Here is a 23,809-nt window from a genome sequence, read left to right on the forward strand (position 1 = left end):
GGGGGTGCGGCCGACCGGCCAGATACTGGTTCACACGCGGAAACCCGGCAGGGGCCAGCGCAGGTTCTGGTCGAGATGGCAGCGGATACCGGGGGAATCCGTGATGGTTGGCAGTCGGTTTCGCGATCAGGATTTCACGCGAGATGGCGGATTCCTACGTCCCGGGTTCCGCGCTTGGAACTGGCGCCCCTCGCTCTCCAAGCGGAGGCGCTCCGCCTGCGGCGAGCGTGGATCGAAACCGTTCCCTCGGTGATCGGGACAAATCACTTGTCACTGGCTGGTAGCGCCCCTCGACCTGTTCGGGTCGACGGGCGCCGCACTCGAGATCGTCTCCGCCCGGTTGTTTTCTTGCCGTGGGCGCCGAACAAGATCAGTCTGCCGCTCTCCGCGTTGCAGACGTCGAATCGACGAAGGCAGTTGACGGTTGGCACGGTTCGACTGTATCGATCCGCGTTCAGTTTTGCCGACGAGTTCTCCTCGATAGTTCGGCAGTACGTCCGCGCATCGTTGGCGCTGCGCCGTGAGCTGCCGCGATCACAGCCTGTACTCGCTCTGACCCACGGACGACCGTGGGTCGGTCGTCGCCGAATCGGTCAGACAGTGTCGCCAACTCAGCAAACGGTCCTCCTGGAAACACTGTCATCGATGTCTGGTCGATCACGATGAAACTCGCTTCGTGCGCAGGCTTGGTATCACTGAACTCGATGCCGCCATCCGGGAATTCCCGCGACAGTCGGTCCAGCGTGGCCACGTCTGTCTTGGACAGCTGTTGACGCGGCGGGGTTTCTAGTGTGATGGGGGACCCGGCTTGCAGCAATTGCCGCATCACCGCGACGAAGTGCTCGGCGCGGTTGGTCGGCCACAGTCTGGACGCGGAGATCAGAACTCCCTGCTCGGCGGCGAGTAGCGAAACTTCCGAGTACTCCGCGGCTTCCATCACCGAAAGGCGCCGCACCGGCGCGGCTGCCAACTGAGTGCGGATCTTTGAGCGCCGCGCGTCGAGCGCGGTCTCATTCCGGTTCTCGGCGGCGATGGGGGTCAGACGTCGCAACTCCTCAAGTGCGTCCTCGATGAGGACATCCGGAGTCCTTGCTTCGAGGATCTCTTCGGGCAGAAGCCGATCGACACGGCGCCGGTCCTCGTCAATGCGCTGGGTCAACCGCATTGAATCCAACAACCCGTGCTCTCGCGCGAGGGTCTCGATTCGCTCGTCCTGGCGACCGTCGACGCACACTCGCAAGTATCGGTCCTGCGGGTCTGTCTCGGATTCGAACAGCAGCGCCGTCGCGGCCAGGTATTGCTTGGTCGTCGATTCCACCCCCAGTACGGACAGCAGTGTGCTCTCTCGCTCCGGGCGCACCGGATCGACGCCGAGGAATCGTGCGGTGTCGTCAGGGCCGATGTCGATGTCGACGTCCGAGTCGGGGTTGAGGACCAATCGAGGGTCGTCATCGAGATCATCGGCGGTCAGCACGAGGTCGCGCTTCACCGAAACAGGTTCGCCGGACAGACCATCGACCAGGTATGCAACCGTCCGTTCGACGACACGCTCCTGCACCAGCGTGCTCACCAGCGTCTTGCCGGTTGGGCTTAATTGCAGAACCGCCTCGTCCCCTGTTGCGTCCACCGTTAAGTATCGATCGAACAGCAGGTCGGCGATGATCGCGTCAACTAACCGGTCCGGCACATTGAGAAACCGGGCGACGTCTTCGGCGCGTTTGACGCCGACGCTGATGGCGCGCAGCACAAACTCTGTAAACGTCGATACCGGACTCCTCTTCAGAACGCGGCAGCGCACCACGGTCCGCCAGATCGGGATCGCAGCGCTCCGCGTGGAAAGTAGTCGGAACCCGTCGCGTCGGAGTAGTACGTCCGGGTTGGCGCCCAGGCGACCCTCAACGTCCATTGCCACCTCCCGCAGCCGTGATCGCGCGCGCCACCTCGGCGAGCTTGCGAGACCTTTGGCGATCACCGGACCCGTCCGCCATCGCCCTGTTACCGACGATCACCAGACCGTCGCGTGCACGTGAGATTGCGACGTTCAGGCGTTCCGGAGAGCCGAGAAAACCGACGTCGCCGCGACGATTGCTCCGCGTCAGGGAGACGATGCAGATGTCCGCTTCTTGACCCTGGTACGAATCGATGGTCGCGGCCTTGACCCGCACCACCTTGAGCTTCGATTTCGTGCTACTGAGAACTTCCTGCAACGTGCGCACCTGCGCCGCGTACCCGGCGATCACCGCGACCTCCACCTCGTCGAGACCGAGCAGCACCGCATAGTTGTCGATGTTCCCTACCAGCTCTGCCACGGTGCGGGCCTCAGCCCGATTCTCGTAGCTCAGCCCAGAGCGCCGTTCGCTCTCCTTTCGTCCGGTGTCCCACCAGGTCACCGCACCGCCCAGAGCTCGCTGGACCAACGGCGACACCTCTCGCGCGCTCGAACGCAACTCGCCGCCGTAGAACACGTCGCTGACCACCTTGCCGATCTCGGGATGCATCCGGTGCTGGTGGCTGAGCACCGCGACTGATTGTGCGGGAAGTCCGCCACCCAGTTCGGTGAACAGTCGCTCGTCGACCTCAGCGCGTGTCAGCTCGCGTTCCGCGAGGAAGTCGGCGTCGACCAGTGACGAGTCCAGGAACGGCGGCAGTTGCTTTTCGTCACCTACAAGTACCCACTGCCTGGCGTTCGCCATCGGAACCATCAGTTCCGTAGGCGTCGCCTTGGATGCTTCGTCGATGATGCACAGGTCGAACTCCACGCGCTCGGCGCCCTTGGAGCCGGTCAGAGCGACACACGTGGAGGCCACCACCGAGGCTCGGAACAGCAGCGCAACCCGGAACTCGCCGGTTGGACGGAACCGCTCCAGCCACTCGCCCGCCACAAGCTGCAGGGCCTGTACTCGTTCATCGTCGGCCGACATCGATTCGTCGATCCGTTGCAGCATATCTTCCTCATCGGCTGCATCCGAGAGATCGCCAACCGTCCGCAGCTCCGCGACAGCACGCTGGGTGTCTTCCCGCAGCTCAGTGAGTCGCTCACGGAGCTGAACTACGCGCTCACGCAATCCCTCCAGTTGCCGGATCGCGGGCAACCGCTGCTCCAAGTCCACTCCCAGTTGCTCGACGGCGTCGGTGAGGTGGCCGAGGTCGCGTGCGACGACGTCTGCGGTGTCAGCCGGGGTGGTGTCGAGATTGCTGACCGCCACGAACAGCTTCTCGATGGCAGCCCGCGTGATCTCCTGTTCCTCACGCGCCGCGCCGAGTGCCGCTTCCGTCTTCGCCAGCTCCGATTCTGTGCGAGTGCGACGCTCCACCTGGGCTCGCAGCCGCGTGGCGGTGCTGCGAGTCTGCACGTCGAGGACGCCGGCAGATTGCAGGTGGTCCTGCACGAATGCGGTGACGGTTTCTTCGGTTTCTGCCCGCCAAGCGTCGAGCTGGGACGGTACGGTCCATGCTTCGGAGCTCGCCGAGAGCTGGTCCGGCGATCCGATCCGCAGCACGGAGGCCGTCGGGGTCACCTTCGCCACCTTGCTGAGCGCGTGATCCAGGGCGATGTGCGTCTGCGACGCGAGCAGGATCTGCGCGTCCGGCTTGATGCGCAACTGCTGCGCGACGAGTTCTGCGATGAGCGTGGTCTTTCCCGTGCCCGGGGGCCCCTTCACCAGGCTGATTCCCTGCGCGCCGAGCACTGACGCTACAGCGCTGCGTTTGGCGTCATCCAGGTGGTCTTGGATGAACTCCTTCACGTGGTGTTCGGTAGGGAGCGGGTTCACGGCAGGGTTGCTCAGAATGTCTTTAAGGTCGGCGCGAACTGCGCGCCCTTCGAAGACGCGACGGACCGCGTCCTGCTCCCGCCGCAGCTTCGAGACCGTGCGTTCCGCGTCGACAGCCAACACGCCCTTGCGTGGCAGGTCGTCCGGGTTCCCCTCGTTCACGTAGAACACGACCGCGTTGCCTTCGATCGCTTCCACCTCGCCACGCACGAACCGCCCTGTCGTGCTGCGGATCACCCGTAGCTCTCCCAGTTGAGGATCCGCGGAGCGGTCAGTAGTGGTGAGGTAGACCCGAGCCCCCTCAACCCGCAGCGCAGAGTAGGTGACGTCTTTACCTCGCTCACGCGCAATCGCGAACTTCGCGTCAAGGACCCTCTCCCAGCGGTCGTGGACCTCCACGCGGGTGTGCTGCTCAGGGTTGGCTGCTTCGCGTTCCGCGAGGACGCGAAGTAGTTCGCTGATCGCGGCATCCGCTTCCAGCGGGCGCATCGGTGTCGCAACCCAACGGATCGTTGCCCCGACGCCGCGCTTGCGCAAACGCTCGAGGTGCGCGACTGGTGGCCGCCACACGTGCTTTACGAAGATTGAACCGGCGCGTGACTCGTGCGGTGCGACTGCTGCCAGCAGCGACTGACCGACGAGCAAAAGGCCCTGCTTGTCCACCGACTTCGGGTCACGGACGAGACAGACCCGGGGTCCGAACTCTCGACGGAACTCTTCGAAGCCGGCCGTCTCGGCGAGGGTGACGTCACGGAAGATCTGGGTCACATTGACGGGCAGGTGGATTCCGATTTCGGGGACATCCTGCGCGACTGCTTGGCCCTTGGCGATCTGCTTGATCTCGGCGAGTACCACTCCTGCGCTCCCGGGCCGTTGCTCCTCCTCGTCGCTCAAGCATCTGGCCAGCAGCAACCGGATGGGTTCCGGCACCGCCACCCGGCCCAGCGCCGCGGCGGGGGTGGTGCCGCTCAGTTCGAAATCACCCAACAAGCAGCAGATCACCAGGACAGCGAACGAGTAGACGTCGTACGCAGGTAGCGGGTTCTCGGTTCCCGACTCCGGAGGACAATAGGGGCGCGTGCCGAGTTGACTCATCGTCTTCCCGAAGTTCGTCACCTCCCGGTATCGCATCGTGCCGAAGTCCGCCAGCTTCACCTGTTCACCGTCCACCAGCACGTTGCCAGGCTTCAGGTCCCGATGCACCCACCCTTTCGCGTGCAAGACACTCAATCCAGCGAGGATCTCTAACGCAATGGGTCGAAGCTGTTCCCAGCTCAAAGCCTCGCGTGCCACTACAGCGCCGAGATCCTCGCCGCACCACTCGAACGCAATCCACGGCGCGCCATCAGAGGGGGTGCCGAACCCGACCACCTGCAATAGATTGCGGTGCGCCTCGAGCCGGCTGTATACGTCGAGTTCATTGCTCCACGAGAGTTCCAACGTCCGCGGGTCAACATGGGTAACGGGCGCGAAAAGCTTCACCGCCACGTGCGCCCCCGTCTCGTTGTCATACGCCCTGAAGAGTCGCGCGTGACCTCCGGAGTTCAGCTCGTCACGCGGCAGCACAAAGCGGTTGTCCAAGACGACCGGACCGTTCTCCACCCCACCCATTCCCAAAGGCTATCGCCGATGTCAGACAGTACTCGTGAACTCGAAGCCGCCGGCTCTTAGACCAGTTCGACTACTGGATCTAGGAAGAGCACCTCAACCTGATGCAAATTGTCGAGCATCTCCGGGATGTCCGCCGTACGCTCGGCGGCCGCAATTCCCAACATGTAGCCATTTTGCTTGACTGTGCATGGCTCTACCTGTTGACATGACGCGCGCGATCGATCACATCCGTCCAGTGCACGTCTCGAATGTACCCCTCGACCTAGAAGAGTACCTGCTGGGCGGGCCGGCTCGCGTTCGGGAGAAGGAGAACATAGCGATGCTTCTGGGCGAACTGCAGGCAGCAGGTGAAGTCCCCGACTCTGTTAATACCGACCCGCTCCCGCCACACACGCTCGCCATGGCGGAGCTCGTGAACGGAATTGTGCGGCGCAGCGACATGGTCGTCGACGCCCTGCAACACCTTAAATACGTCTCGAGCGTCACCATGGTCTCCGCCACGACCAGCGTTGCCGAGAATTTGGGGGCCGCTACGATCCGATCGCCGCAAAGACTGCCGAGAACGTGATCACCTTCCTGGTTCAGAGTGCGGAACTAGACGGAAGACTGCTTTTCGCGGCGCGCGGACTGCTCATCCGACCGGCAGGCGATACGACGACCTCGGGTCTTTCAGCAGATCATCGCGGGCCAGCGCGTCGGAACTCCTCCGCTGATCCTGCGTCGCGGGGCTGTCATCGAACGGATAGATCGACCCCGTCGCCGCCCGTCCGTCCGTCCGTCGCGATCGAATCATCTTCCACGACACTTGGCAGTACTGCCAAGTGACTGACAACTAGCTGCAGATTTTGCCAAGTACACGCCGAACCTAAAAGTCAGTTGAAGTCGCCGCCGGGGGCCATGTCGGCGAAGCGGGAGTAGTGGCCCTGGAACGCGACCGTGATCGTGGCCGTGGGGCCGTTACGGTGCTTGGCGACGATGAGGTCGGCCTCGCCGGGGCGCACGTCCTTGTCGTACACGGAGTCACGGTGCAGCAGGATCACCATGTCGGCGTCCTGCTCGATCGACCCGGACTCGCGCAGGTCGCTGATCGCGGGCTTCTTGTCCTGCCGCTGCTCGGGGCCACGGTTCAGCTGTGACAGCGCGATCACCGGCACCTGTAGCTCCTTCGCGATGAGCTTGAGGCTTCGCGAGAACTCCGAGACCTCCTGCTGACGCGACTCGACGCGCTTGCCCGAGGTCATCAGCTGCAGGTAGTCGATGATGACCATGCGCAGCCCGGCGCGCTGCTTGAGCCGGCGGCACTTGGCGCGGATCTCGACGAGAGTCATGTTGGGGCTGTCGTCGATGTACAGCGGGGCGTCGTTGATGCGCCCTCGGGTCGCGGCGACCGTGGTCCAGTCGCGCGGGTCGAGCGTGCCCTTGCGCATGTTCTGCAGCGGGATGGCTCCCTCGGCGCTGAGCAGACGCATGGCGATCTCGCTCTTGCCCATCTCGAGCGAGAAGAAGATCGAGGGGAAGTCGTGTCCGATCGACGCGGCGCGCGCGAAGTCCAGCGCGAGCGTCGACTTTCCCATGGCGGGACGCGCGGCGACGACGATCATCTGCCCGCCGTGCAGGCCGTTGGTCAGCTCGTCGAGCTCGCGGAAGCCGGTGGGGATGCCGGTCATCGAGCCGTCGCGACCGTTCGCCGCCTCGATCTCCTCCACGGCCGCGTCGACCGCGACGGTGAGGGGCACGTAGTCCTCGGCCGTCTCCGACCCGGTGACGGAGTAGATCTCCGCCTGGGCGTTGTTGACGATGTCGGTCGCATCGCCCTGGCCGTCGTAGCCGAGCTGCACGATGCGCGTACCCGCGTCGACCAGGCGGCGCAGGATCGCGCGCTCGGACACGATGCCGGCGTAATACCCGGCGTTCGCGGCCGTCGGCACGATCGACGTGAGCGTGTGCAGGTAGTCGGCGCCGCCGGCCTTGCTCAGCTCGCCGGTCTTGATGAGCTCGTCGGTGACCGCCACCACGTCGGTGGGCTCGCCGTGCGAGTACAGCGAGAGGATGGCCTCGAAGATCAGCTCGTGCTTCGGGATGTAGAAGTCGGCGCCCTTGAGGGTCTCGATCACATCGGCGACGGCGTCCTTCGACAGGAGCATGCCGCCCAGGGCGCTCTGCTCGGCGAGGAGGTCGTGCGGCGGGGTCCGCTCGGGTGGGCGCTGCCCGCCCAGGCGCTCCTCTGAGATGTCGGCGATCGACACAGTGTTCCCTTCGATGCGACGGTTCCGATGCACCGCCCCGCCATGCCTTCACCGGGGCGATCGATCGGGTGGCCGCGGCCGCGCGGACGGCCATCCCCAGCCAAACAGGAGCCCCCGACATTTGGTCGCTCGACCACGCTATGAGCGGTCTCCACCGGGTGCAACACAGCCTGTGGATAACCTTGTGGAGAGCGTGCGGACAAACGCGGAGTGTCTGTGCAGAACGGGTGTGGATAACCCGGTGGACGGCGAGGGACAAGAACTTTTTTATTAGCCCTGACCCGGAGTTTCCCGTTTCCCCAGCCTGTGGATGAAAACCAGTTTAAATCGCGCGTTGAAGGTTGCCCCGCGACGGGGGACATGTGCAGAACCTGGGGAAAGTCAAGCCGGAAATCCGCCGGGCGCGTCACGATCTGACACCCCTCGCCGCGGATGTAAATGCCCCTGGACAGGGTGGGGCCCCACGAGTATTCTGCTCCCCATCGACACACCCGTGCCGACCGGACGTTGCCTTCAGAGGGGGAGGACGACGTGGACACTCGGGCCACCCGACGCGGCGTACCCGCCGTCGCTCTGTGGGGTGGCTTCGGCGCGCTCGCGTGGGCGGCTCTGACCGTCCTCACGGGAGGCGGCTCCGCCCAGGCGGACGAGCAGCCGAACGGTCCGCTGGATGGCCTGACCTCCGTGGTCAGCCAGACCGTGACCGCCGTGACGGCTCCCGTCGTGAACGAGGTCGTGGCACCGGTCGTGAACCAGGTGGCGGCTCCGGTCGTGAACCAGGTCGTCGCCCCCGCGGTGACTCAGGTCGTCGCCCCCGTCGTGACCCAGACCGTCGCACCCGTCCAGCAGGCGGCTCCCGCCATCGTGAGCACCGTGACCGACGCCGTGGCACAGGTCCCGGTCGTCGGAGAGGTCGCCGCACCGGTGCTCGACACCGTGACGGAGACGGCCGAGGCCGTCGTCGCTCCCGTGACCGACCTGCTCACCGACTCGCCGGTCTCCGGCGTGACCGACCCGCTCCTCGACGCGGTCTCCGGTCTGCCCATCCTCGGCGGCATCGTGGTCGACACCGGAGTCGTCGACCTGGTGACCGACGTGGTCGGCGTCGTCGACGGCACCGCCGGCCTGGTCGGGGGCGTCGTCGATGAGACGCTTCCGCCGGTCCTGGAGGTCGTGCCGGGTTCGCCCGCTACGCCCGGTGGCCCGGTGGTCCCCGCGACACCGGCCCTGCCGGCGACCAGCTCTGCCGTCGCGGGCGTCTCCGCGGCTTCCACGGCCGCCCTATCGAGCGCGCGCGCCCAGACGCCGTCTGCCGCGCCCCCGCTCGGCACAGTCGACTCCATCACCACTGAGGAGCCGAGCGCGACCGGCGAGCACGCGCCCGCAACGTCAACTGCGCCGCCCGGCGCACCGCTCGCCCCGTCTTCCTCCGCCAGCTCCGGCGGAGGCTTCTCGAACGCCCACGCTCGCCTCGGCGACGACGGCGTGCCCCCGCTCCGTGCCTGGGAGCGGGCTTCCGGCGCATCCGACGACGCCCTTCCCGGCGCCCCGGTCGCCGACACCGACGTCTCTCCTGACTGACTGACCGTCGCGCCATCCCCCGCGGATGGCAGATGCCGTGCTGCGCGCGCACTCTTCGCGCGCACCCATCAGACACCCCAGTCATGTCAGGAGAGAAATCATGCGTACATACGCGAAGCGAGCCCTGTGGGGCGCGCTCCTCGCCGGCGGGATCACCCTGCTCGGCGCGACGGCCGCCAACGCGGCCGAGACATCCGGAGACGACGGACTGCTCTCCGGCACCCAGGCGGTGGCGCCCATCACCGCGCCGATCACGGTCGTGGACAACGCGATCTCCGTGCTCGGCCATGCGGTCGCCCCTGCCCCGGCTCCCGCCCCTGCGCCAGCTCCGGCCCCAGCCCCCGCTCCGGCCCCAGCTCCCGCACCGGCCCCGGCCCCAGCCCCCGCACCGGTCGCTGACACGGACGGCAGCGAGGGGCTCGCCTCCGGCACCCAGGCCGTCGTGAACGTGAACCTGCCCGTCACCGTGTCGGGCAACGCGATCAGCCTCACCGACGACTCCATGACCAGCACCCCGGCCGCCGCTCCACCCCAGAGCGCGGCTCCCCAGGCCCCTGACGCGGCCGGGGTGCTTTCCCTCGACACGGACGGGCTGGACGGGGTGCTCTCGGGCACCCAGGCCCTGGTGGCGGTCACCGCCCCGGTGACCGTGTCGGGCAACGCGGTATCGCTGCTCGGCGACTCCGCGTCCGCCTCGAACGGCGAGGGCGCCGCAGCACCGGCACCCTCGACCGGCGTCGACGCGGGCACCAGCGGCCAGGACGGCACGGCCAGCGGCACCCAGGTCGTCGCACCCGTGACGGCTCCCGTGACCGTGACCGGCAACGCGATCTCGCTGCTCGGCGACAGCGGCACCACCGGCGGCTCGGCTCCGATGGCACCCGCCACCGGAACCGGGACGACCGGCGCCCCCGCCACCTCGGGCGAGGACGGCACCGCCAGCGGCACGCAGGTCGTCGCACCCATCACGGCCCCCATCGGTGTGACGGGCAACGCGATCTCCGTCGTCGACGACGCCACCGTCACGCGCGGCACCACCGGGACTGGCACCGCGCCGACCGCACCCGCGACCGGCGCCCCCGCCACCTCCGGTGAGGACGGCGTCCTCGGCGGCAGCCAGGTCGTCGCACCCGTGACGGCTCCCGTAACGGTCACCGGCAACGCGATCTCGCTGCTCGGCGACAGCGCCACTACCGGCGGGTCGGCTCCGATGGCACCTGCCACCGGAACCGGGACGACCGGCGCCCCCGCCACCTCGGGCGAGGACAGCGTCCTCGGCGGCACCCAGGTCGTCGCGCCCATCACCGCCCCCGTGGGCGTGACGGGCAACGCGATCTCCGTCCTCGACGACGCCACCGTCACCGGCGGCACGACGGCTCCGACGGCACCTGCCACCGGAACCGGCACCGCGCCGACCGCACCCGCGACCGGCGCCCCCGCCACGTCCGGTGAGGACGGCACCGCCAGCGGCACCCAGGTCGTCGCCCCTGTCACTGCCCCCGTGGGCGTGACGGGCAACGCGATCTCCGTCCTCGACGACGCCACCGTCACCGGCGGCACCGGAACCGGAACCACGCCGACCGCACCTGCGACCGGCGGCAACACCACGTCCGGTAAGGACGGCATCCTCGGCGGCACGCAGGTCACGGCACCTGTCACCGCCCCCGTGGGCGTGACGGGCAACGCGATCTCCGTCCTCGACGACGCCACCGTCACCGGCGGCACCGGAACCGGAACCGCCCCGACCGCACCCGCGACCGGCGGCAACACCACGTCCGGTGAGGACGGCATCCTCGGCGGCACCCAGCTGGGGCTTCCCGTGACGCTGCCGATCACGATCGGCGGCAACGCCATCTCCGTCGTCGGCGAGAGCACGGTGACGAACCCCGGCACCACCCCCGGAACGGACCCGGGCACCGACCCGGGCACGGACCCCGGCACCGACCCGGGAACGAACCCGGGAACCGACCCCGGCACCGACCCGGGCACGGACCCGGGCACGGACCCGGGAACGAACCCGGGAACGAACCCGGGAACCGACCCCGGCACGAACCCCGGCACGACGCCCTCGACGGGCGCCGGATCGGCGGGGATGGCGTGGGCGACCGGAGCTGCGGCCACGGGTGAGGCCACGGGTCTCGCGATGACCGGCGGAGCCTCCTCGGTGGCTCTGTGGGCCCTCGCCGCTCTCCTCCTGCTGGGAGGTGCCGGTCTGCTGCGTCGCCGCACGGCGTAGCTGCTGAGCCCCGGCGCGCCGGTGTCCTCGGGGGAGGAGACACGGCCGCCGGTGCGCGGCAGCGTCCGCTCCGTGAGGCGGCGACGCCGCCCCACCCCCGCTGAGCATGACCGCCGCGCGAAGCGCGGATGCCCCGTGGCGCACCGCCACGGGGCATCCGTCGTGCCCTCGTCAGGCCAGGCGCGCGGGGATCGGCTGGCTCACGTGGGGTTCGTCACCGAGCGCGGTCTGCAGCTCCCACAGGCGCAGCTTCAGCTGCTCCCGCACCTGCGCGTACGCGGGGTCGTGATACACGTTGGTGAGCTCGTCGGGGTCGCGGTCCAGGTCGTACAGCTCCCACTCCGGCGCGAATCGGTGCGGCGACGATCCGGGCAGCCCCATCCCGTCGCTGTAGAAGTAGATGAGCTTGTGATGCTCCGTGCGGATCCCGTAGTGAGCGAGGACGTGGTGATTCTCGTCGTCGTTCTCGTAGTAGCGGTAGTAGAACGCATCGCGGGTGGGCTCGTCCGACCCGGCGAGCTGCGGCAGGAAGCTCTGCCCCTGCATGCGCTCGTGCGCCGGCACGCCCGCTGCATCCAGGAAGGTCTGCGCGAAGTCCACGTTCGTCACGATCTGCTCCATCGGCCCCGCGGGCGCGATCCGGTCCGGCCACGACACCAGCAGCGGCATCCGGATCGACTCCTCGTACATGAACCGCTTGTCGAACCATCCGTGGTCACCGAGGAAGAACCCCTGGTCGGAGCTGTAGGTGAGCAGCGTCGAGTCACGCAGGCCCCGCGCCGTGAGCCAGTCGATGACACGCCCCACGTTGTCGTCCACCGAGGCGACGCAGCGGAGGTAGTCCTCCATGTACCGCTGGTACTTCCACAGCGCCAGCTCATCGGGAGCGAGGTCCTGCGGCGGCTCCACCTTGAGATCGTCGAGCGTGAGGTGCTCCGCGATGCGCATGGTCGCGTGCTTCGCCGCGCTAGCACGCCCGGCGTAGTCGTCGGCGAACGTCGAGGGCACCGGGATCGGGTCACTGTACAGATGGGCGTGGGCCTCGTCGGGCTCCCAGGCCCGATGCGGTGCCTTGTGATGGATCAGCAGGCACCACGGCTCGTCACCCTCGAGCGATTCCAGCCACTGCAGCGACAGATCGGTGATGATGTCGGTCGCGTAGCCCTTCTCGATGCGCACGCCGTCCTGCGTGAGGATCTGCGGATCGAAGTACTCGCCCTGATCGCGCAGCACGGCCCAGTAGTCGAAGCTCTCCGGATCGTGCCCCGGCCCCTCCCCCATGTGCCACTTGCCGACGATGCCCGTGCGGTAGCCGGCCTCCTTCAGCAGCGACACGAACGTCGGCTGGCTCGCGTCGATGGGCGTGACCAGCGTGGAGACCCCGTTGACGTGGCTGTAGGTGCCGGTGAGGATGCTGGCGCGGCTCGGTGTGCACAGCGAGTTGGTGCAGTAGCAATGATCGACCCGGCGACCGGACTGCGCGATCTCATCGATGCGGGGGGTCTCGTTCACCACGGATCCGTAGGCGCCGATCGCATGCGTGGCATGGTCGTCGGTCAGGATCATGAGGATGTTCGGTCGCCGGTCGGTCATCGTGCTTCTCTCTCTGCGGGACGGTGATGCGAATCGGTGGTGATCTCGGCCGGTGGTCCCGTCAGCCCGGAGAGGTCGATCGGCTCCCAGACCCCCGATGCCATCGAGCGATAGCCCGCATCGATCACGGCGTTGTCGATCACGCCGTCGGCCAGGGTCTGCCGCGGGGCCACCCCCGCGCGGAAGGTCTCGATGAAGTGGGCGAACTGCCCGTGGTAGCCGTACGTGCGCGGCTCGTCGAGCACGGGACGGAGCCAGCCGCGCGTCGAGCCGGCCTTCTCCCCCACGTAGTCGAGCTCCTGCCCCGCGAACGCAGCGAGGGCGCCCGGCCCCGTCTCGTCCACGCCGAGCCAGCCGTCCGAGCCGTGGATCTCCCGGCGATTGTCGAGCCCGGGGCGATGGGTCCATCCGGCCTCGACCTGAGCCAGTCGTCCGTCGTCGAACCGCACGAGCATCACCGCGTTGTCCTCGGAGTCGACGTCGTCCCGGTCGAGCCGGTCCCCCCAGGCGAAGGCCTCGACGGGCGTCGCACCCTCCAGGAACCAGCGCCCGACGGCGACGCCGTGACAGCCGAGACCGCGCAGCGGGCCTCCGCCCATCCGGTCGATCTCCGTGGCGTGCTTGTGCGGACTGCCGTGGGCTTCGCGGGCGCGCACGGTCAGCACGCGGCCGATGCCGCCGTCGTCGACCATGGCCTTGGCGTGCATCACCGCCGGCGCGAACACCGCGGTCTCGGCATAGCCGTGCCACACGCCGGCCTCCATCACCGCGGCGAGGCAGGCGGCCGCCTCGGCCCCGCTGCGCCCGAGCGGCTTGGTGCAGATCACGGCCTTGCCCGCGGCGGCGGCCGCGCGCACCGCGGCGAGGTGTGCATCCTGCGGGACGGCGATCACGACGATGTCGATGTCGTCGCGGGCGGCGAGCTCCTCGACCGAGGAGACGACGTGGGGGACGCCGTGCGCGTCGGCGAGCTGCCGGCCACGCTCCGGGGATCGTGCCGCGAGGGCGACGACGTCATGGTCGCGCACCTCGGACAGCGCGCGAAGGTAGAAGTCGGCGACGAACCCGGCGCCGACGACGCCGAGGCGCACCCGGTCCGTCACGAGCGCTCCTCCATGGCGGCGGCGAACAGCTCGGTGTTGACGAACGACGCGGGATCGGTCATCTCGTCCATGCGGCCGGACTGGACGAACACCCGCATGATCGACTCGTACTGCTCGAACGTGGTGCCGTCCTCGTTGTTCGACAGGATCTCGTCGGAGGGCGTCCACCCGGAGATGCTCGCCTGCTGGGTGAGCTGGTCGACCGGGGCGCCGGAGGCCGCGGAGGCCCACTCGACCACCTGCTCCGTGTCGTCGATGCGGTAGTCGTTGACCTCGGCGTACACCTCGAGGAACCGCTGGATCGCGTCGGCCTTCGCGTCGACCGCCTCGTTGGAGGCGACCCACGACCCGAGGAAGGACGTGTCGGGGAAGGCGGCGTTGTCGGCCACGGTCACCGTGTCCGGCACGCTATCGAGGATCTGCGCGCTCAGCGGCGAGAAGATCGCGGCGACGTCGATCTGACCCCCGACGTAGGCGCTGACGACGCTCGGCGGGTCGAGCACCACGCGCTCCACGTCGTCGAACGTGAGCCCGGCTTCCAGGAGCGTGAGAGCCAGGATCATCTCGCCGGAGCCGCCCTCGGGCACGCCGACCCGCTGACCCTTCAGGTCTTCGGGGTCCTTCACGTCGCTGCCCGGCCGCGCGAGCACCACATCCCCGAGCGAGGTCTCGCTGGGCACGATCACGGTCGCCTGGCCGGTGGCGGGGAGCCAGGTGGCGCCCGCGCCGATGTAGCCCACGTCGATCTGACCGGCCTGCATGGCCTGGATCTGGGTGGGTCCGTTCGTGAAGGGGGTGAGCGTGACGTCGAGGCCGTACTTCTCCCAGAGGCCGAGCTCGTTCGCGGCGGCGATGACCCCCACCCCGTTGATGCTCGTGTCGATGTAGCCGACGTTGAGGGAGACGGGCTCGCGTGCCTCCTCGCCGGGCGCGGCGGAGGACGTGGGTTCGGCGGAGCCGGTGCAGCCTGCGAGGGCGAGGGCGAGAGCGGTGGCCGCGGCGGCAGCGGCTGCCACGCGGCGGGACGGTGTCGGGAAGCGCATCTTCGGGTTCCTTACGTGATCGGGTGTGGAGGAACGGACGGGCGGAGCGCCCGGCCGGTCAGGCGGTGGTGGGTTCCGGCTGGTGGTGCACACCGCGCCACACACGGGCGCGGAGGTCGGCGAACTCGGGAGACAGACGCATCTCCTCCGTGCGGGGGTAGGCGAGCGGCACGTCGATCACCTCGGTGATGCGGCCAGGGCGCGGGCTCATCACGATGACCCGGTTCGCGAGGAACACGGCCTCGTCCACGTCGTGGGTGATGAACACGGCGGTGCGGCGCTCCTGCTGCCACGTCTCCAGCAGGTTCTCCTGCATGCTCACGCGGGTGAGGGCGTCGAGCGCGCCGAACGGCTCGTCCATCAGCAGGATCGACGGCTGCGCGGCGTAGGCGCGGGCGATCGCGCAGCGCTGCTTCATACCGCCCGAGAGCTCCTTCGGCAGGGCACCGGCGAAGTCCCCGAGGCCCACCAGCTCCAGGTAGTGCTGTGCGACCTGTTCGCGCTCCGCCTTCTTCATCCCGCGGACGCGGAGCCCGAACTCGACGTTCTGCCGGGCGGTGAGCCAGGGGAACAGCGCGTACTGCTGGAAGATCACTCCGCGGTCGGGTCCGGGGCCGGTCACGGGCTGCCCCGCCACGAGCACGTCCCCTTCGGTGGGCATCAGCAGCCCGGCCATCAGGTTCAGCAGGGTGCTCTTGCCGCAGCCGCTCGGTCCGACGAGGGTGATGAACTCGCCGTCGGCGACATCCAGGTCGACGTCGTCGAGACTGCGGACCGTGCCGCGGCTGGTCTCGTAGTGCTTCGAGACTCCACGGATCGAGATCATCGCGGTCATTTCCGGACCTCCTGCCAGGCGGTGAGCTTGTTCTCGGCGAAGAGCAGGGCGCGGTCCATCGCGAACCCGAGTGCGCCGATGAGGATGATCCCCACGACGATGCGCGGGGTGTCGAGGAACTGCGAGGCCGCCTGCATCATGCGGCCCAGGCCGAAGGCCGCCGCGATCAGCTCCGATGCCACGACGGTCGCCCAGGCCGCCCCGAGAGCGACCCGGGTGCCGACGAAGATGAACGGCAGCGACGCGGGCACGACCACGCGGAGGAAGATGGTGCCGTCGCTGGCGCCGAGCACGCGGGCGGCGTTGACGAGCGTGGAGTCGACGTTGCGCACGCCCTGGAAGGTGGCGAGCACGCACGACAGGAACGACGCCAGGAAGATGACGAAGATCTTCGCCGGTTCGCCGATGCCGAGGAACACGATCACGAGCGGGATGAGGGCGAGCGGCGGCACCGTGCGGAAGAACTGCACCCACGGCTCCAACAGTCCGCGACCCCAGCGATACCAGCCCATGATGAATCCGGCCGGCACCGCGACGATCACTCCCAGCAGGAAGCCGGTCACGACGCGCTGCACGCTGGCGACGGTGTTCAGCAGGAGGCTCCCGTCGAGGAGTCCTTCCCAGAAGCTCTGCACGACGGCGATGGGGGTCGGCGCGAGCGGGTTGTCGCTGACGACGGCGATGATCCACCACACGGCGATGCCGATCACCAGCGTGGCGAGGTACAGCAGTGTGAGCGGCTTCTCGGTGCGGTTCGCGGTGCGCCGCGTTCTGGCGGTGCGCGGCACCGCGAGCGACGTGGTCGCCGTCTCGGGTGTGGCGTCGATCATGGGGCTCGTTCCCTTCGTTGCGATGGAGCCTGTGCGTGTCAGTCGGCCTGGGCGGCCGGCAGGAGTGGGGGCCCGAACACGAAGCTGTCCAGGGCGATGGTGGCGGCGCCGATCATGCCCGCGTCGGCGCCGAAGCGCGGAGGATCGACGCGGATGCCCTCGCGCAGCACCGGCATGACCTGGTCCACCAAGGCCGCCCGCACCGGTTCGACCACCACGGGCGCGAGGTCGAAGAGGAGGCCGCCCAGCACGATCTGCTGCGGGTTGAGGAGGCTGACGAGGTTGAGCAGCGCGGTGCTGAGGTGTCGGACGAGGTCGTCCCGCAGCTCCGCGGCCTGCGGGTCGCCCGCCTTGACCGCGGCGACGAAGGTCTCCGTCCAGGTGCGGTCGTCGGGGGCGCTGTCGGCGGCGAGCAGTCCGGCCTCGATCATCCGGCCGCGCAGCACGCCGTCGCTCACCAGGGTCTCCAGGCAGCCCCGACCGCCGCACGTGCACACCGGGCCGTCTGCCTCGACGCGCAGGTGGCCGATCTCGACCGCGCCGTGGGTGCCGCCGCGGTACTCGGCACCGCCCAGGATGAGGCCCGCGCCGACACCGGTGCGGACGTACACGAAGGCCAGACTCTCCAGCCCCTGCCCTGTGCCGTAGCGGGACTCGCCCGCGGCCATGGCGCGCACGTTGTGGTCGAGCACCACGTCGACGCCGAGGGTTCGCTCGAAGTGATCCGCGATCGGCACATCGGTCCAGCCGAGCGTGGGAGCCGAGATGTTGATGCGACGTCCGGCGTCGACGATGCCGGCGACGCCGACGCCGAGGCCGAGCACCTGGTCGAGCGTGATGCCGGCGCTGCTCATGACGCGCTGCAGCAGCTCGTCGGCGAGAGCGAGCACCGCGTCGGGAGCGGTGGGCACGGGGAAGCGCACCTGCTCGGACGCGACCACCTGCGAGGTGAGGTCGACCACGCCCGCCTGCAGGAACCCGGCGCCGATCTGCAGTGCGAGCACGTGGTGGGTGCCGGCGGCGAGGGCCACGTCGGTGCTGGGCCGACCGACCCTGGCCTCCCGTGTGACGGGGATCTCCTCTTCGGCGAGTCCAGCCTCGACGAGCTCGACCACGACGTTCATGACGGCCGCGGGGCTCAGGCCGGAGGCGCGGGAGAGGTCGCGTCGCGACAGCGGGCCGTGCGAGCGCAGCAGCTGGAGGAGAACACGCCGGTGGTGCGCGCGGATCGCCGCCGCATCCAGGCGGACCTCCGATAGTTTTTTTTGCACGTAGCTAAATAAACAGCACCCGTGCCGAAGCTGTCAAGGGCGGTCGTGCGATCGGCCGCTCGCGCGTCAGAGGATGTCGTCGACCTCGCCGTGCGGGATGATCGCGGCGCGGTAGCGCTCCACGAGCTCACGCCACCCGAAGCCCTCGGTGTACTCGTGCTCGTACACGGCCTCCGTGAAGTGCCACAGCAGGTACGGGTGCGCCCCGAGGCCGTACAGCGCGCCGTAGTCGCGGGCGATGAACGCCGCTCGCTCCTCCGGGGTCAGCTCGCGGTCGTCGGCTACGGCATCCGGCCCCGCGCCGCCGGCCAGCCACCGGTCGACGAAGCCCTCGGTGTCGGCCACGTATGCGTTCACGTTCGCCGTGCTCATCTCCACGGCCCGCATGAACTTGCCGATCATGTATCTGCTCACGATGCAGACCTCCACAGGAAGAACGGGCTCGAGGCGAAGCGCGACGTGGTGGCCTCCGCCAGCTCAGCCGGGCGGCCCTGCATCGCGGCGAGCGCGGCGACGATGTTCACGTACTGGTAGGTGACGTTGCCCGCGGCCATGATGCGGTCGAAGCGGCAGCCGTCGATCGCGGCGTCGAGGTCGCCGTCGCGCATCCACCCGACCGCCTCGGCGTCGAACGCGGGGTCGGGCGAGCCGTTGAACGTGCGCGGCCCGCCCACATCGGTCGCCATGTGGCCCGAGGTGAGCAGTGCCACCCGCCGGCCGCCCTCCCACGACTCGACCGCGGCGCGCAGGTGATGTCCGAGGGCGGCGAAGCGGGCGGCCGAGGGCAGCGGCGGCAGGATGGCGTTCGCGTGGATGGGCACGATCGGCAGATCGAGCTCTGGTCGCACGTACTGCAGCGGCAGCACGAAGCTGTGGTCGAGCCGCCACTCGTGCGACACCGAGAAGTCGATGGCCTCCGGCAGCACCTCGCGTCCGGCGATCTGCGCCGCGAGCTCCGGGTGCCCGGTGACCTCGGCGTACTCCATGCCGAACGTGCGGACCTCGTTCTCGTAGGTGCCGTGGTACGACGCCGCCTTCCCGACGATGAACGCGGGCGAGTTGTCGGCGAAGAACTGCCGCACGTGGTCCGTGCCGAGCACGATCAGCGCATCCACCTCAGCCTCCGCGATCGCCTCGCGGATGCGGCGGAAGTTCGCCGCCACCGCCACGAGGTCGTCCGGGTACGGCTCGCGCATCGCGCGCCAGAGCAGCGGGTTGTGCGGGGTCGCCGCCGCCAGCACCAGTTCAGCCACGGGGGGCTCCTTCCCTCGCGCTCACAGCCGGAACAGCTTCCGCGCGTTGTCGATCAGGATCTTGCGGCGCGACTCCTCCTTGAAGCCGAGCTCGTCGAACTCCGCCATCCACCGGTCGGCGGTCATCACCGGCCAGTCCGAGCCGAACAGCACCCGGTCGGAGATGAGCGAGTCCGCATACCGCACGACCTCGGGCGGCAGATACTTGGGCGCCCAGCCGGACAGGTCGAGATACACGTTCGACTTGTGCCACACCATCGCCAGGTTCTCCAGGTGCCACGGCCAGGCCGGGTGCGCGCTGATGATGTTCAGCTCGGGGAACTCCGCGGCCACGTCGTCGATGTACGGCACCGGGCGGGCGTTCTCCAGCCGGTACCCGCCGCCGCCCGGGGTCCCCGCACCGGCACCGGGGAAGCCGGAGTGGAACATGACCACGAGGCCGAGCTCGGCGCAGGTCTCCCAGATCGGCCAGAAGCGCCGGTCGTTGGCGAGGAACTTCTGCCGCGAGGGGTTGAGCTCGCCGACGCCCTTGATGCCGTACTCGTCGTGCATGCGACGGATCTCGGCGACCGCGGCCTCGCCCTTCCAGGGGTCGATGCCCGCGAACGCCAGGAACACGTCGGGGTGGTCCTGCTGCGCTCTGCCGAGCAGGTCGTTCGGGGCGCCCTTGATGCCGCTCGTGGTCTCCGAGTCGGAGTTCACGATCACGGCCATCATCTTCCGGTCGCGGTACTGGTCGGCCTGCTCCGCGAACGACACGACCGGCCGCTCCCGACCGAAGTGCGCGGCCATCTGCGTGTGCCGCTTCCCCATCGCCGCGATGAACTCCTCGGTCTGCGGGTGGGTGTGGACGTCGATCGCCACGAGGTCGTCGATGCCGGGCATCAGGCCGCCCCTTCCTCGGTGTTCACGGCCGAGGGGCGCAGCCCCGTCAGCGCTTCGGTGTCCGCCCCCAGCGCAGGGGCGTAGCTCAGCTCGGGCCGCCCGCTGCGGTGGAACCGCGTGCTGGGCACGGGGACGCGCACCGCGCCATCCGGTCCGTCGATCTCCTCCACCAGGTTCATGCTCGCGATCTGGGGGTCGTCGAACAGGTCGCCCATGGTGTTCAGCGGACCGTGCGGGATGTCGTGGGCGGCGAGCCGCTCCAGCCAGTGGTCGCGCGGGCGGGTGGCGGCGATCTCCTTGAGCACGAGGTCGAGCTCGTCGTAGTTGCGCACCCGCGCCTCCCGCGTCGCGAACCGCGGATCGTCGGCGAGGTCGGGTCGCTCGAGCACGTCGAGCAATCCCGTCCAGAACTTCTCCGGCACGGACATGTGGATGACGAACGCGCGGTCGTCCGAGCCGCGGCAGGCGTAGGCCTGGGCGCGGCGGGGGCGGGAGTCGGGGGACGAGATCTGCCCCGTCTCCAGGAACGCGGAGGCGGACTCGGTGAGGAAGTCGAGCAGCGCGCCCACCATCGACACCTCGACGTGCTCCCCCACCCCGGTGACGTCCCTGGCGTGCAGCGCCGCGAGCACGGCCTGCACCGCGGACATCCCGGAGAGCAGATCGGAGAACGCGGGACCGAGCGGGCGGATGGTCGACGCGGGGACGATCTGGCTGTACATCCCTCCGGTCGCGGAGATCACGGTGTCGTAGGCCGGGCGCTTCGCCGCGGGCCCGGTCGGGCCGAAGCCCGTGATCGAACAGGTGATGACGCGCGGGTTGTGCGCCCGCAGCGCCTCCGGCCCGAACCCCAGCCGGTCGGCCACCCCGGGGCGGAAGTTGTCGATCACGATGTCGGCCTCGGCCACCAGGGCGAACAGGGCGGCGAGGCCCTGCGGGCTCTTGAGGTCGAGCACCACGCCGCGCTTGCCGCGGTTGTAGGCCGCGAACTGCGGGCTCATGGTCGCCCTGCCCTCCCACCGCCGCATCGGATCGCCCTCGGGCGACTCCACCTTCACGACCTCGGCGCCGAGGTCGGCGAGCAGCTTCGCGGCGTACGGGCCGGAGATGTACTGGCCCAGCTCGACCACGCGGATCCCGGCGAGCGCTCCCGCGCCCGGCAGTGCGGAACTCGTCACTTCTGGTCTCCTGTTCGATACGGAGGGCGGTCAGCGCACATCGACGACGACCTTCCCGTCGGCCTTGCGGGGGAACTCGCGGTACGCCGTGGCGATGTCGTCGAGCGGGTACCGCGCGCCGACGAGCGACGGCAGCGCCCCGGTCGCGGCGAGCGCGAGCGCCTCGGCCACATCGTCGAAGCGGGCGCTCGCCACGCCGGAGAGGGTGTTCCGGCGGAGGTAGAAGTCGCGCGCGTCGATGTGCAGGTCGGGGTCGACGGAGGCTGCGCAGAACACCGCCCTGCCGCCCCACCCGAGAGCGGCGATGCCCGCGGCGAGGGTCGGCGCGTGGCCGGACACATCGAGCACCACGTCGAAGCCGCCGTCCACGGCAAGAGCGTCGCGGAGCGCGGCGGGGTCGGCGGCCTGCACGACGCGCTCGTCGCCGAGCGGTGCGAGCGGTCGACGGGAGGCGGCGACCACCCGGGCCCCGCGGGCGAGTCCGATCGCGACAGCGGCGCGCCCGAGGGTGCCGCCGGCGCCGGTGACCAGCAGTCGTTCCCCCGCGACGAGCGCCGCCCGCCGCAGGGCGTTGATCACGATCGCGGCACTGTGCACGACGGCGGTGGCCTCGGCCGCGTCGAGTCCGCGGCGGTCGATGGCATTGCGTGCGGGCACCGCCACGAACTCCGCGGCGCCACCGTCGCGGTGCACGCCGACGACGGTCTGCTGCGGGCAGTCGGCCTCATCGCCGGACAGACAGCGCGGGCAGGTCCCGCACGGAATGTTGGGCTTCACGACGATGCGCTGGCCGATGCGGCCGATGTCGACGCCGGGGCCGACGGCGACGATCTCCCCCGCGGGGTCGATGCCGAGGATGCGGGGCAGCGGGGCGTGGGCACCGGGACCGACGCCGGCGATGACGTTGAGGTCGAGCTGGTTGACGCCCGCGGTCTCCACCCGCACCAGCACCTCGCCGGCCTCGGCGGTCGGAGCGGCCACCTGCGACACGCTCAGGCCGTCGAGGTCGTGGCGGCTCAGCACGGCGGCACGCATGGTCACCTCTTCGTCGTGGGACTGTTTCGGATACTGTATCCAATTTTCACCGCGGCCGTCCAGACCTCGTTGTCAGCACGATATCGGCCGAACCATGGACAGCCGTTTCCAAATTGGATACCGTATCCCAAAATCCGCGTGAGACGCCCCCCTCACGAAGGGGCGCACGCACTGCCCGAATGGAGAGTCATGCGCACGACAAGAACCAGGCTCGGCCTCGCCGTGGCCGGAGGCGCAGCAGCACTGACGCTGCTCGCCGGCTGCACCTCGCCGACACCCGCCCCCGAAGGACCCGTCGACCTCGGCGACGGCGAACCCGGCGCCGCCGAAGACACCAGCATCACGGTCGCCATCCCCTTCCCCGACGTCACGATGTACTCCATGTTCGTCCTCGCGAGCGACCTCGGCTACTACGAGGAGGAGGGCCTCACCGTCGAGGTCATCACCGCGGACAACGTGACCGCCGCCGTCGCGAGTGGTAGCGCCGACATCGGCGTCGAGTCCACCGGCACCGTGATCGACGCCATCCGCGGCGGCGTCGAGATCGACCTCGTCTCCGGTCACTACTGCCGACAGAACTTCGACTTCGCCGCCCAGTCGGACGTCGACAGCGTGAAGGACCTCGACGGCACCTCCATCGTGCTGGCCGGGACCCCCGGCGACCCCGCCGAGTTCCAGCGCGCGCAGGTGCTCGCCGAGGAGGGCTGGGACCTGGAGACCGTCAACGCCGAGGTCGTGTACCCGGGCCCCGGCTCCGAGTCCTGGACGGAGTTCTTCGTCAACGACCGGATCAGTCTGCAGCCGTTCTACGCCGACGACCGGGCCGCACTCGAGGAGCACGGCGCGAACATCGTCGTGGAGACGCTGCGCAACTGGGCCAACGACGTGCAGATCGCCGGCACGAAGTGGGTGCAGGAGAACCCGAACTCGCTCGTGCGCTTCCTCCGGGCCACCCTCAAGGGCACCGACTTCATGACGGCGCCCGCGCCCGGCGAGTTCCCGGAGAACGCCGAGGAGGCGCTCGACATCTACGAGGCCAACGACTTCGACGTGGCGGAGCTGCGCGACTCGGACAGCGTCTGGATCCTCGACGGCCACCTCGCCTGCCCGAACCTGTACTTCGACACGGAGGCCTGGGACACCACGATCGAGACCCAGAAGCTCGAGCCGCTGGAGTTCGACGAGGGGCAGCTCGCGTACCTGTTCAAGGCGCAGGAGCTGCTCGGCCTGGACAACGAGGGACCGGCCACGCTGCCCTACCCGTGACCCGCTGAACCCCGGCGAGGCCCCACCGTTGCGCATGGCGGTGGGGCCTCGTGCATGTTGTGCGGGCGAG

At 69.0% G+C, this 23,809-nt stretch carries 18 protein-coding genes; 4 read left to right on the forward strand and 14 right to left on the reverse strand.

Features of this window, described 5'->3' with window-relative positions; translation table 11 throughout:
* Positions 1–454: 454 nt before the first annotated feature.
* Together M3C17_RS07355 and M3C17_RS07360 are read right to left on the reverse strand one after the other, a co-directional pair.
* Entirely contained in the window at positions 455–1,747 is a 1,293-nt protein-coding gene (locus M3C17_RS07355; RefSeq protein WP_259976984.1) for a hypothetical protein, read from the reverse strand.
* Positions 1,748–1,895: 148 nt separating this feature from the next.
* Positions 1,896–5,384 carry an AAA domain-containing protein gene (locus M3C17_RS07360; RefSeq protein ID WP_259976985.1) on the reverse strand — a complete coding sequence of 1,163 codons (3,489 nt, stop codon included), beginning with the start codon at positions 5,382–5,384 and terminating at the stop codon, positions 1,896–1,898.
* Between the two features lie 205 nt (positions 5,385–5,589).
* On the opposite strand from M3C17_RS07360, the gene M3C17_RS07365 reads away from it, so the two are divergent.
* Positions 5,590–5,952, forward strand: coding sequence for a hypothetical protein (locus tag M3C17_RS07365; protein ID WP_259976986.1), 363 nt, complete (start codon positions 5,590–5,592; stop codon positions 5,950–5,952).
* Positions 5,953–6,256: 304 nt separating this feature from the next.
* On the opposite strand, the gene dnaB is transcribed toward M3C17_RS07365, so the two are convergent.
* A complete protein-coding gene (gene dnaB, locus M3C17_RS07370; protein WP_062637804.1) occupies positions 6,257–7,630 on the reverse strand; it encodes a replicative DNA helicase in 1,374 nt (457 codons plus the stop codon).
* Positions 7,631–8,161: 531 nt separating this feature from the next.
* On the opposite strand from dnaB, the gene M3C17_RS07375 reads away from it, so the two are divergent.
* Positions 8,162–9,211, forward strand: a complete 1,050-nt coding sequence (locus M3C17_RS07375; protein WP_259976987.1) for a hypothetical protein — start codon at positions 8,162–8,164, stop codon at positions 9,209–9,211.
* 100 nt (positions 9,212–9,311) lie between these two features.
* Positions 9,312–11,447 carry a cell wall anchor protein gene (locus tag M3C17_RS07380; protein WP_259976988.1) on the forward strand — a complete coding sequence of 712 codons (2,136 nt, stop codon included), beginning with the start codon at positions 9,312–9,314 and terminating at the stop codon, positions 11,445–11,447.
* Positions 11,448–11,618: 171 nt separating this feature from the next.
* Here M3C17_RS07380 and M3C17_RS07385 read toward each other — a convergent pair whose 3' ends face one another.
* The 11 genes from M3C17_RS07385 to M3C17_RS07435 all read right to left on the reverse strand — a co-directional run bounded on the left by M3C17_RS07385 (position 11,619) and on the right by M3C17_RS07435 (position 22,473).
* Complete coding sequence (locus M3C17_RS07385; RefSeq protein ID WP_259976989.1) at positions 11,619–13,040, reverse strand: sulfatase; 1,422 nt, start codon at positions 13,038–13,040, stop codon at positions 11,619–11,621.
* Positions 13,037–14,143: a Gfo/Idh/MocA family protein gene (locus M3C17_RS07390; RefSeq protein WP_259976990.1), complete on the reverse strand. Its 1,107-nt coding sequence runs from the start codon at positions 14,141–14,143 to the stop codon at positions 13,037–13,039. Before M3C17_RS07390 ends, M3C17_RS07385 begins: the two co-directional genes overlap by 4 nt.
* Complete coding sequence (locus M3C17_RS07395) at positions 14,140–15,186, reverse strand: ABC transporter substrate-binding protein (protein ID WP_259976991.1); 1,047 nt, start codon at positions 15,184–15,186, stop codon at positions 14,140–14,142. The genes M3C17_RS07390 and M3C17_RS07395 overlap by 4 nt, the downstream gene beginning before the upstream one ends.
* Positions 15,187–15,244: 58 nt before the next feature.
* The gene (locus M3C17_RS07400; protein ID WP_259976992.1) at positions 15,245–16,021 is read right to left on the reverse strand and encodes an ABC transporter ATP-binding protein; all 777 of its coding nucleotides are present in this window, start codon (positions 16,019–16,021) and stop codon (positions 15,245–15,247) included.
* Positions 16,018–16,851 carry an ABC transporter permease gene (locus M3C17_RS07405; protein ID WP_259976993.1) on the reverse strand — a complete coding sequence of 278 codons (834 nt, stop codon included), beginning with the start codon at positions 16,849–16,851 and terminating at the stop codon, positions 16,018–16,020. The genes M3C17_RS07400 and M3C17_RS07405 overlap by 4 nt, the downstream gene beginning before the upstream one ends.
* A 38-nt stretch (positions 16,852–16,889) precedes the next feature.
* Positions 16,890–18,122: an ROK family transcriptional regulator gene (locus tag M3C17_RS07410; protein ID WP_259976994.1), complete on the reverse strand. Its 1,233-nt coding sequence runs from the start codon at positions 18,120–18,122 to the stop codon at positions 16,890–16,892.
* 66 nt (positions 18,123–18,188) lie between these two features.
* Complete coding sequence (locus M3C17_RS07415) at positions 18,189–18,536, reverse strand: hypothetical protein (protein ID WP_259976995.1); 348 nt, start codon at positions 18,534–18,536, stop codon at positions 18,189–18,191.
* Positions 18,533–19,375 carry a hypothetical protein gene (locus tag M3C17_RS07420; RefSeq protein WP_259976996.1) on the reverse strand — a complete coding sequence of 281 codons (843 nt, stop codon included), beginning with the start codon at positions 19,373–19,375 and terminating at the stop codon, positions 18,533–18,535. Before M3C17_RS07420 ends, M3C17_RS07415 begins: the two co-directional genes overlap by 4 nt.
* 21 nt (positions 19,376–19,396) lie before the next feature.
* Positions 19,397–20,260 carry an amidohydrolase family protein gene (locus tag M3C17_RS07425; protein WP_259976997.1) on the reverse strand — a complete coding sequence of 288 codons (864 nt, stop codon included), beginning with the start codon at positions 20,258–20,260 and terminating at the stop codon, positions 19,397–19,399.
* Positions 20,260–21,438 carry a CaiB/BaiF CoA-transferase family protein gene (locus tag M3C17_RS07430; RefSeq protein WP_259976998.1) on the reverse strand — a complete coding sequence of 393 codons (1,179 nt, stop codon included), beginning with the start codon at positions 21,436–21,438 and terminating at the stop codon, positions 20,260–20,262. The genes M3C17_RS07425 and M3C17_RS07430 overlap by 1 nt, the downstream gene beginning before the upstream one ends.
* Positions 21,439–21,468: 30 nt before the next feature.
* Positions 21,469–22,473: an alcohol dehydrogenase catalytic domain-containing protein gene (locus M3C17_RS07435; RefSeq protein ID WP_259976999.1), complete on the reverse strand. Its 1,005-nt coding sequence runs from the start codon at positions 22,471–22,473 to the stop codon at positions 21,469–21,471.
* A gap of 189 nt (positions 22,474–22,662) precedes the next feature.
* Between M3C17_RS07435 and M3C17_RS07440 the strand changes: the two genes are divergently transcribed.
* On the forward strand, positions 22,663–23,739 hold the full coding sequence (locus M3C17_RS07440; RefSeq protein ID WP_259977000.1) for an ABC transporter substrate-binding protein: 1,077 nt from the start codon (positions 22,663–22,665) through the stop codon (positions 23,737–23,739).
* Positions 23,740–23,809: the final 70 nt, after the last annotated feature.

The organism is Microbacterium sp. p3-SID336, assembly GCF_025143365.1.
Classification (GTDB): Bacteria; Actinomycetota; Actinomycetes; order Actinomycetales; family Microbacteriaceae; genus Microbacterium.

What these genes read in the sequence shown, in the direction of transcription:
- M3C17_RS07360 (WP_259976985.1), bottom strand. Translation starts at nt 5,384, where the DNA reads ATGGGTGGGGTGGAGAACGGTCCGGTCGTCTTGGACAACCGCTTTGTG.
- M3C17_RS07365 (WP_259976986.1), top strand. Translation starts at nt 5,590, where the DNA reads ATGACGCGCGCGATCGATCACATCCGTCCAGTGCACGTCTCGAATGTA.
- M3C17_RS07380 (WP_259976988.1), top strand. Translation starts at nt 9,312, where the DNA reads ATGCGTACATACGCGAAGCGAGCCCTGTGGGGCGCGCTCCTCGCCGGC.
- M3C17_RS07385 (WP_259976989.1), bottom strand. Translation starts at nt 13,040, where the DNA reads ATGACCGACCGGCGACCGAACATCCTCATGATCCTGACCGACGACCAT.
- M3C17_RS07395 (WP_259976991.1), bottom strand. Translation starts at nt 15,186, where the DNA reads ATGCGCTTCCCGACACCGTCCCGCCGCGTGGCAGCCGCTGCCGCCGCG.
- M3C17_RS07400 (WP_259976992.1), bottom strand. Translation starts at nt 16,021, where the DNA reads ATGACCGCGATGATCTCGATCCGTGGAGTCTCGAAGCACTACGAGACC.
- M3C17_RS07405 (WP_259976993.1), bottom strand. Translation starts at nt 16,851, where the DNA reads ATGATCGACGCCACACCCGAGACGGCGACCACGTCGCTCGCGGTGCCG.
- M3C17_RS07425 (WP_259976997.1), bottom strand. Translation starts at nt 20,260, where the DNA reads ATGCCCGGCATCGACGACCTCGTGGCGATCGACGTCCACACCCACCCG.
- M3C17_RS07435 (WP_259976999.1), bottom strand. Translation starts at nt 22,473, where the DNA reads ATGCGTGCCGCCGTGCTGAGCCGCCACGACCTCGACGGCCTGAGCGTG.
- M3C17_RS07440 (WP_259977000.1), top strand. Translation starts at nt 22,663, where the DNA reads ATGCGCACGACAAGAACCAGGCTCGGCCTCGCCGTGGCCGGAGGCGCA.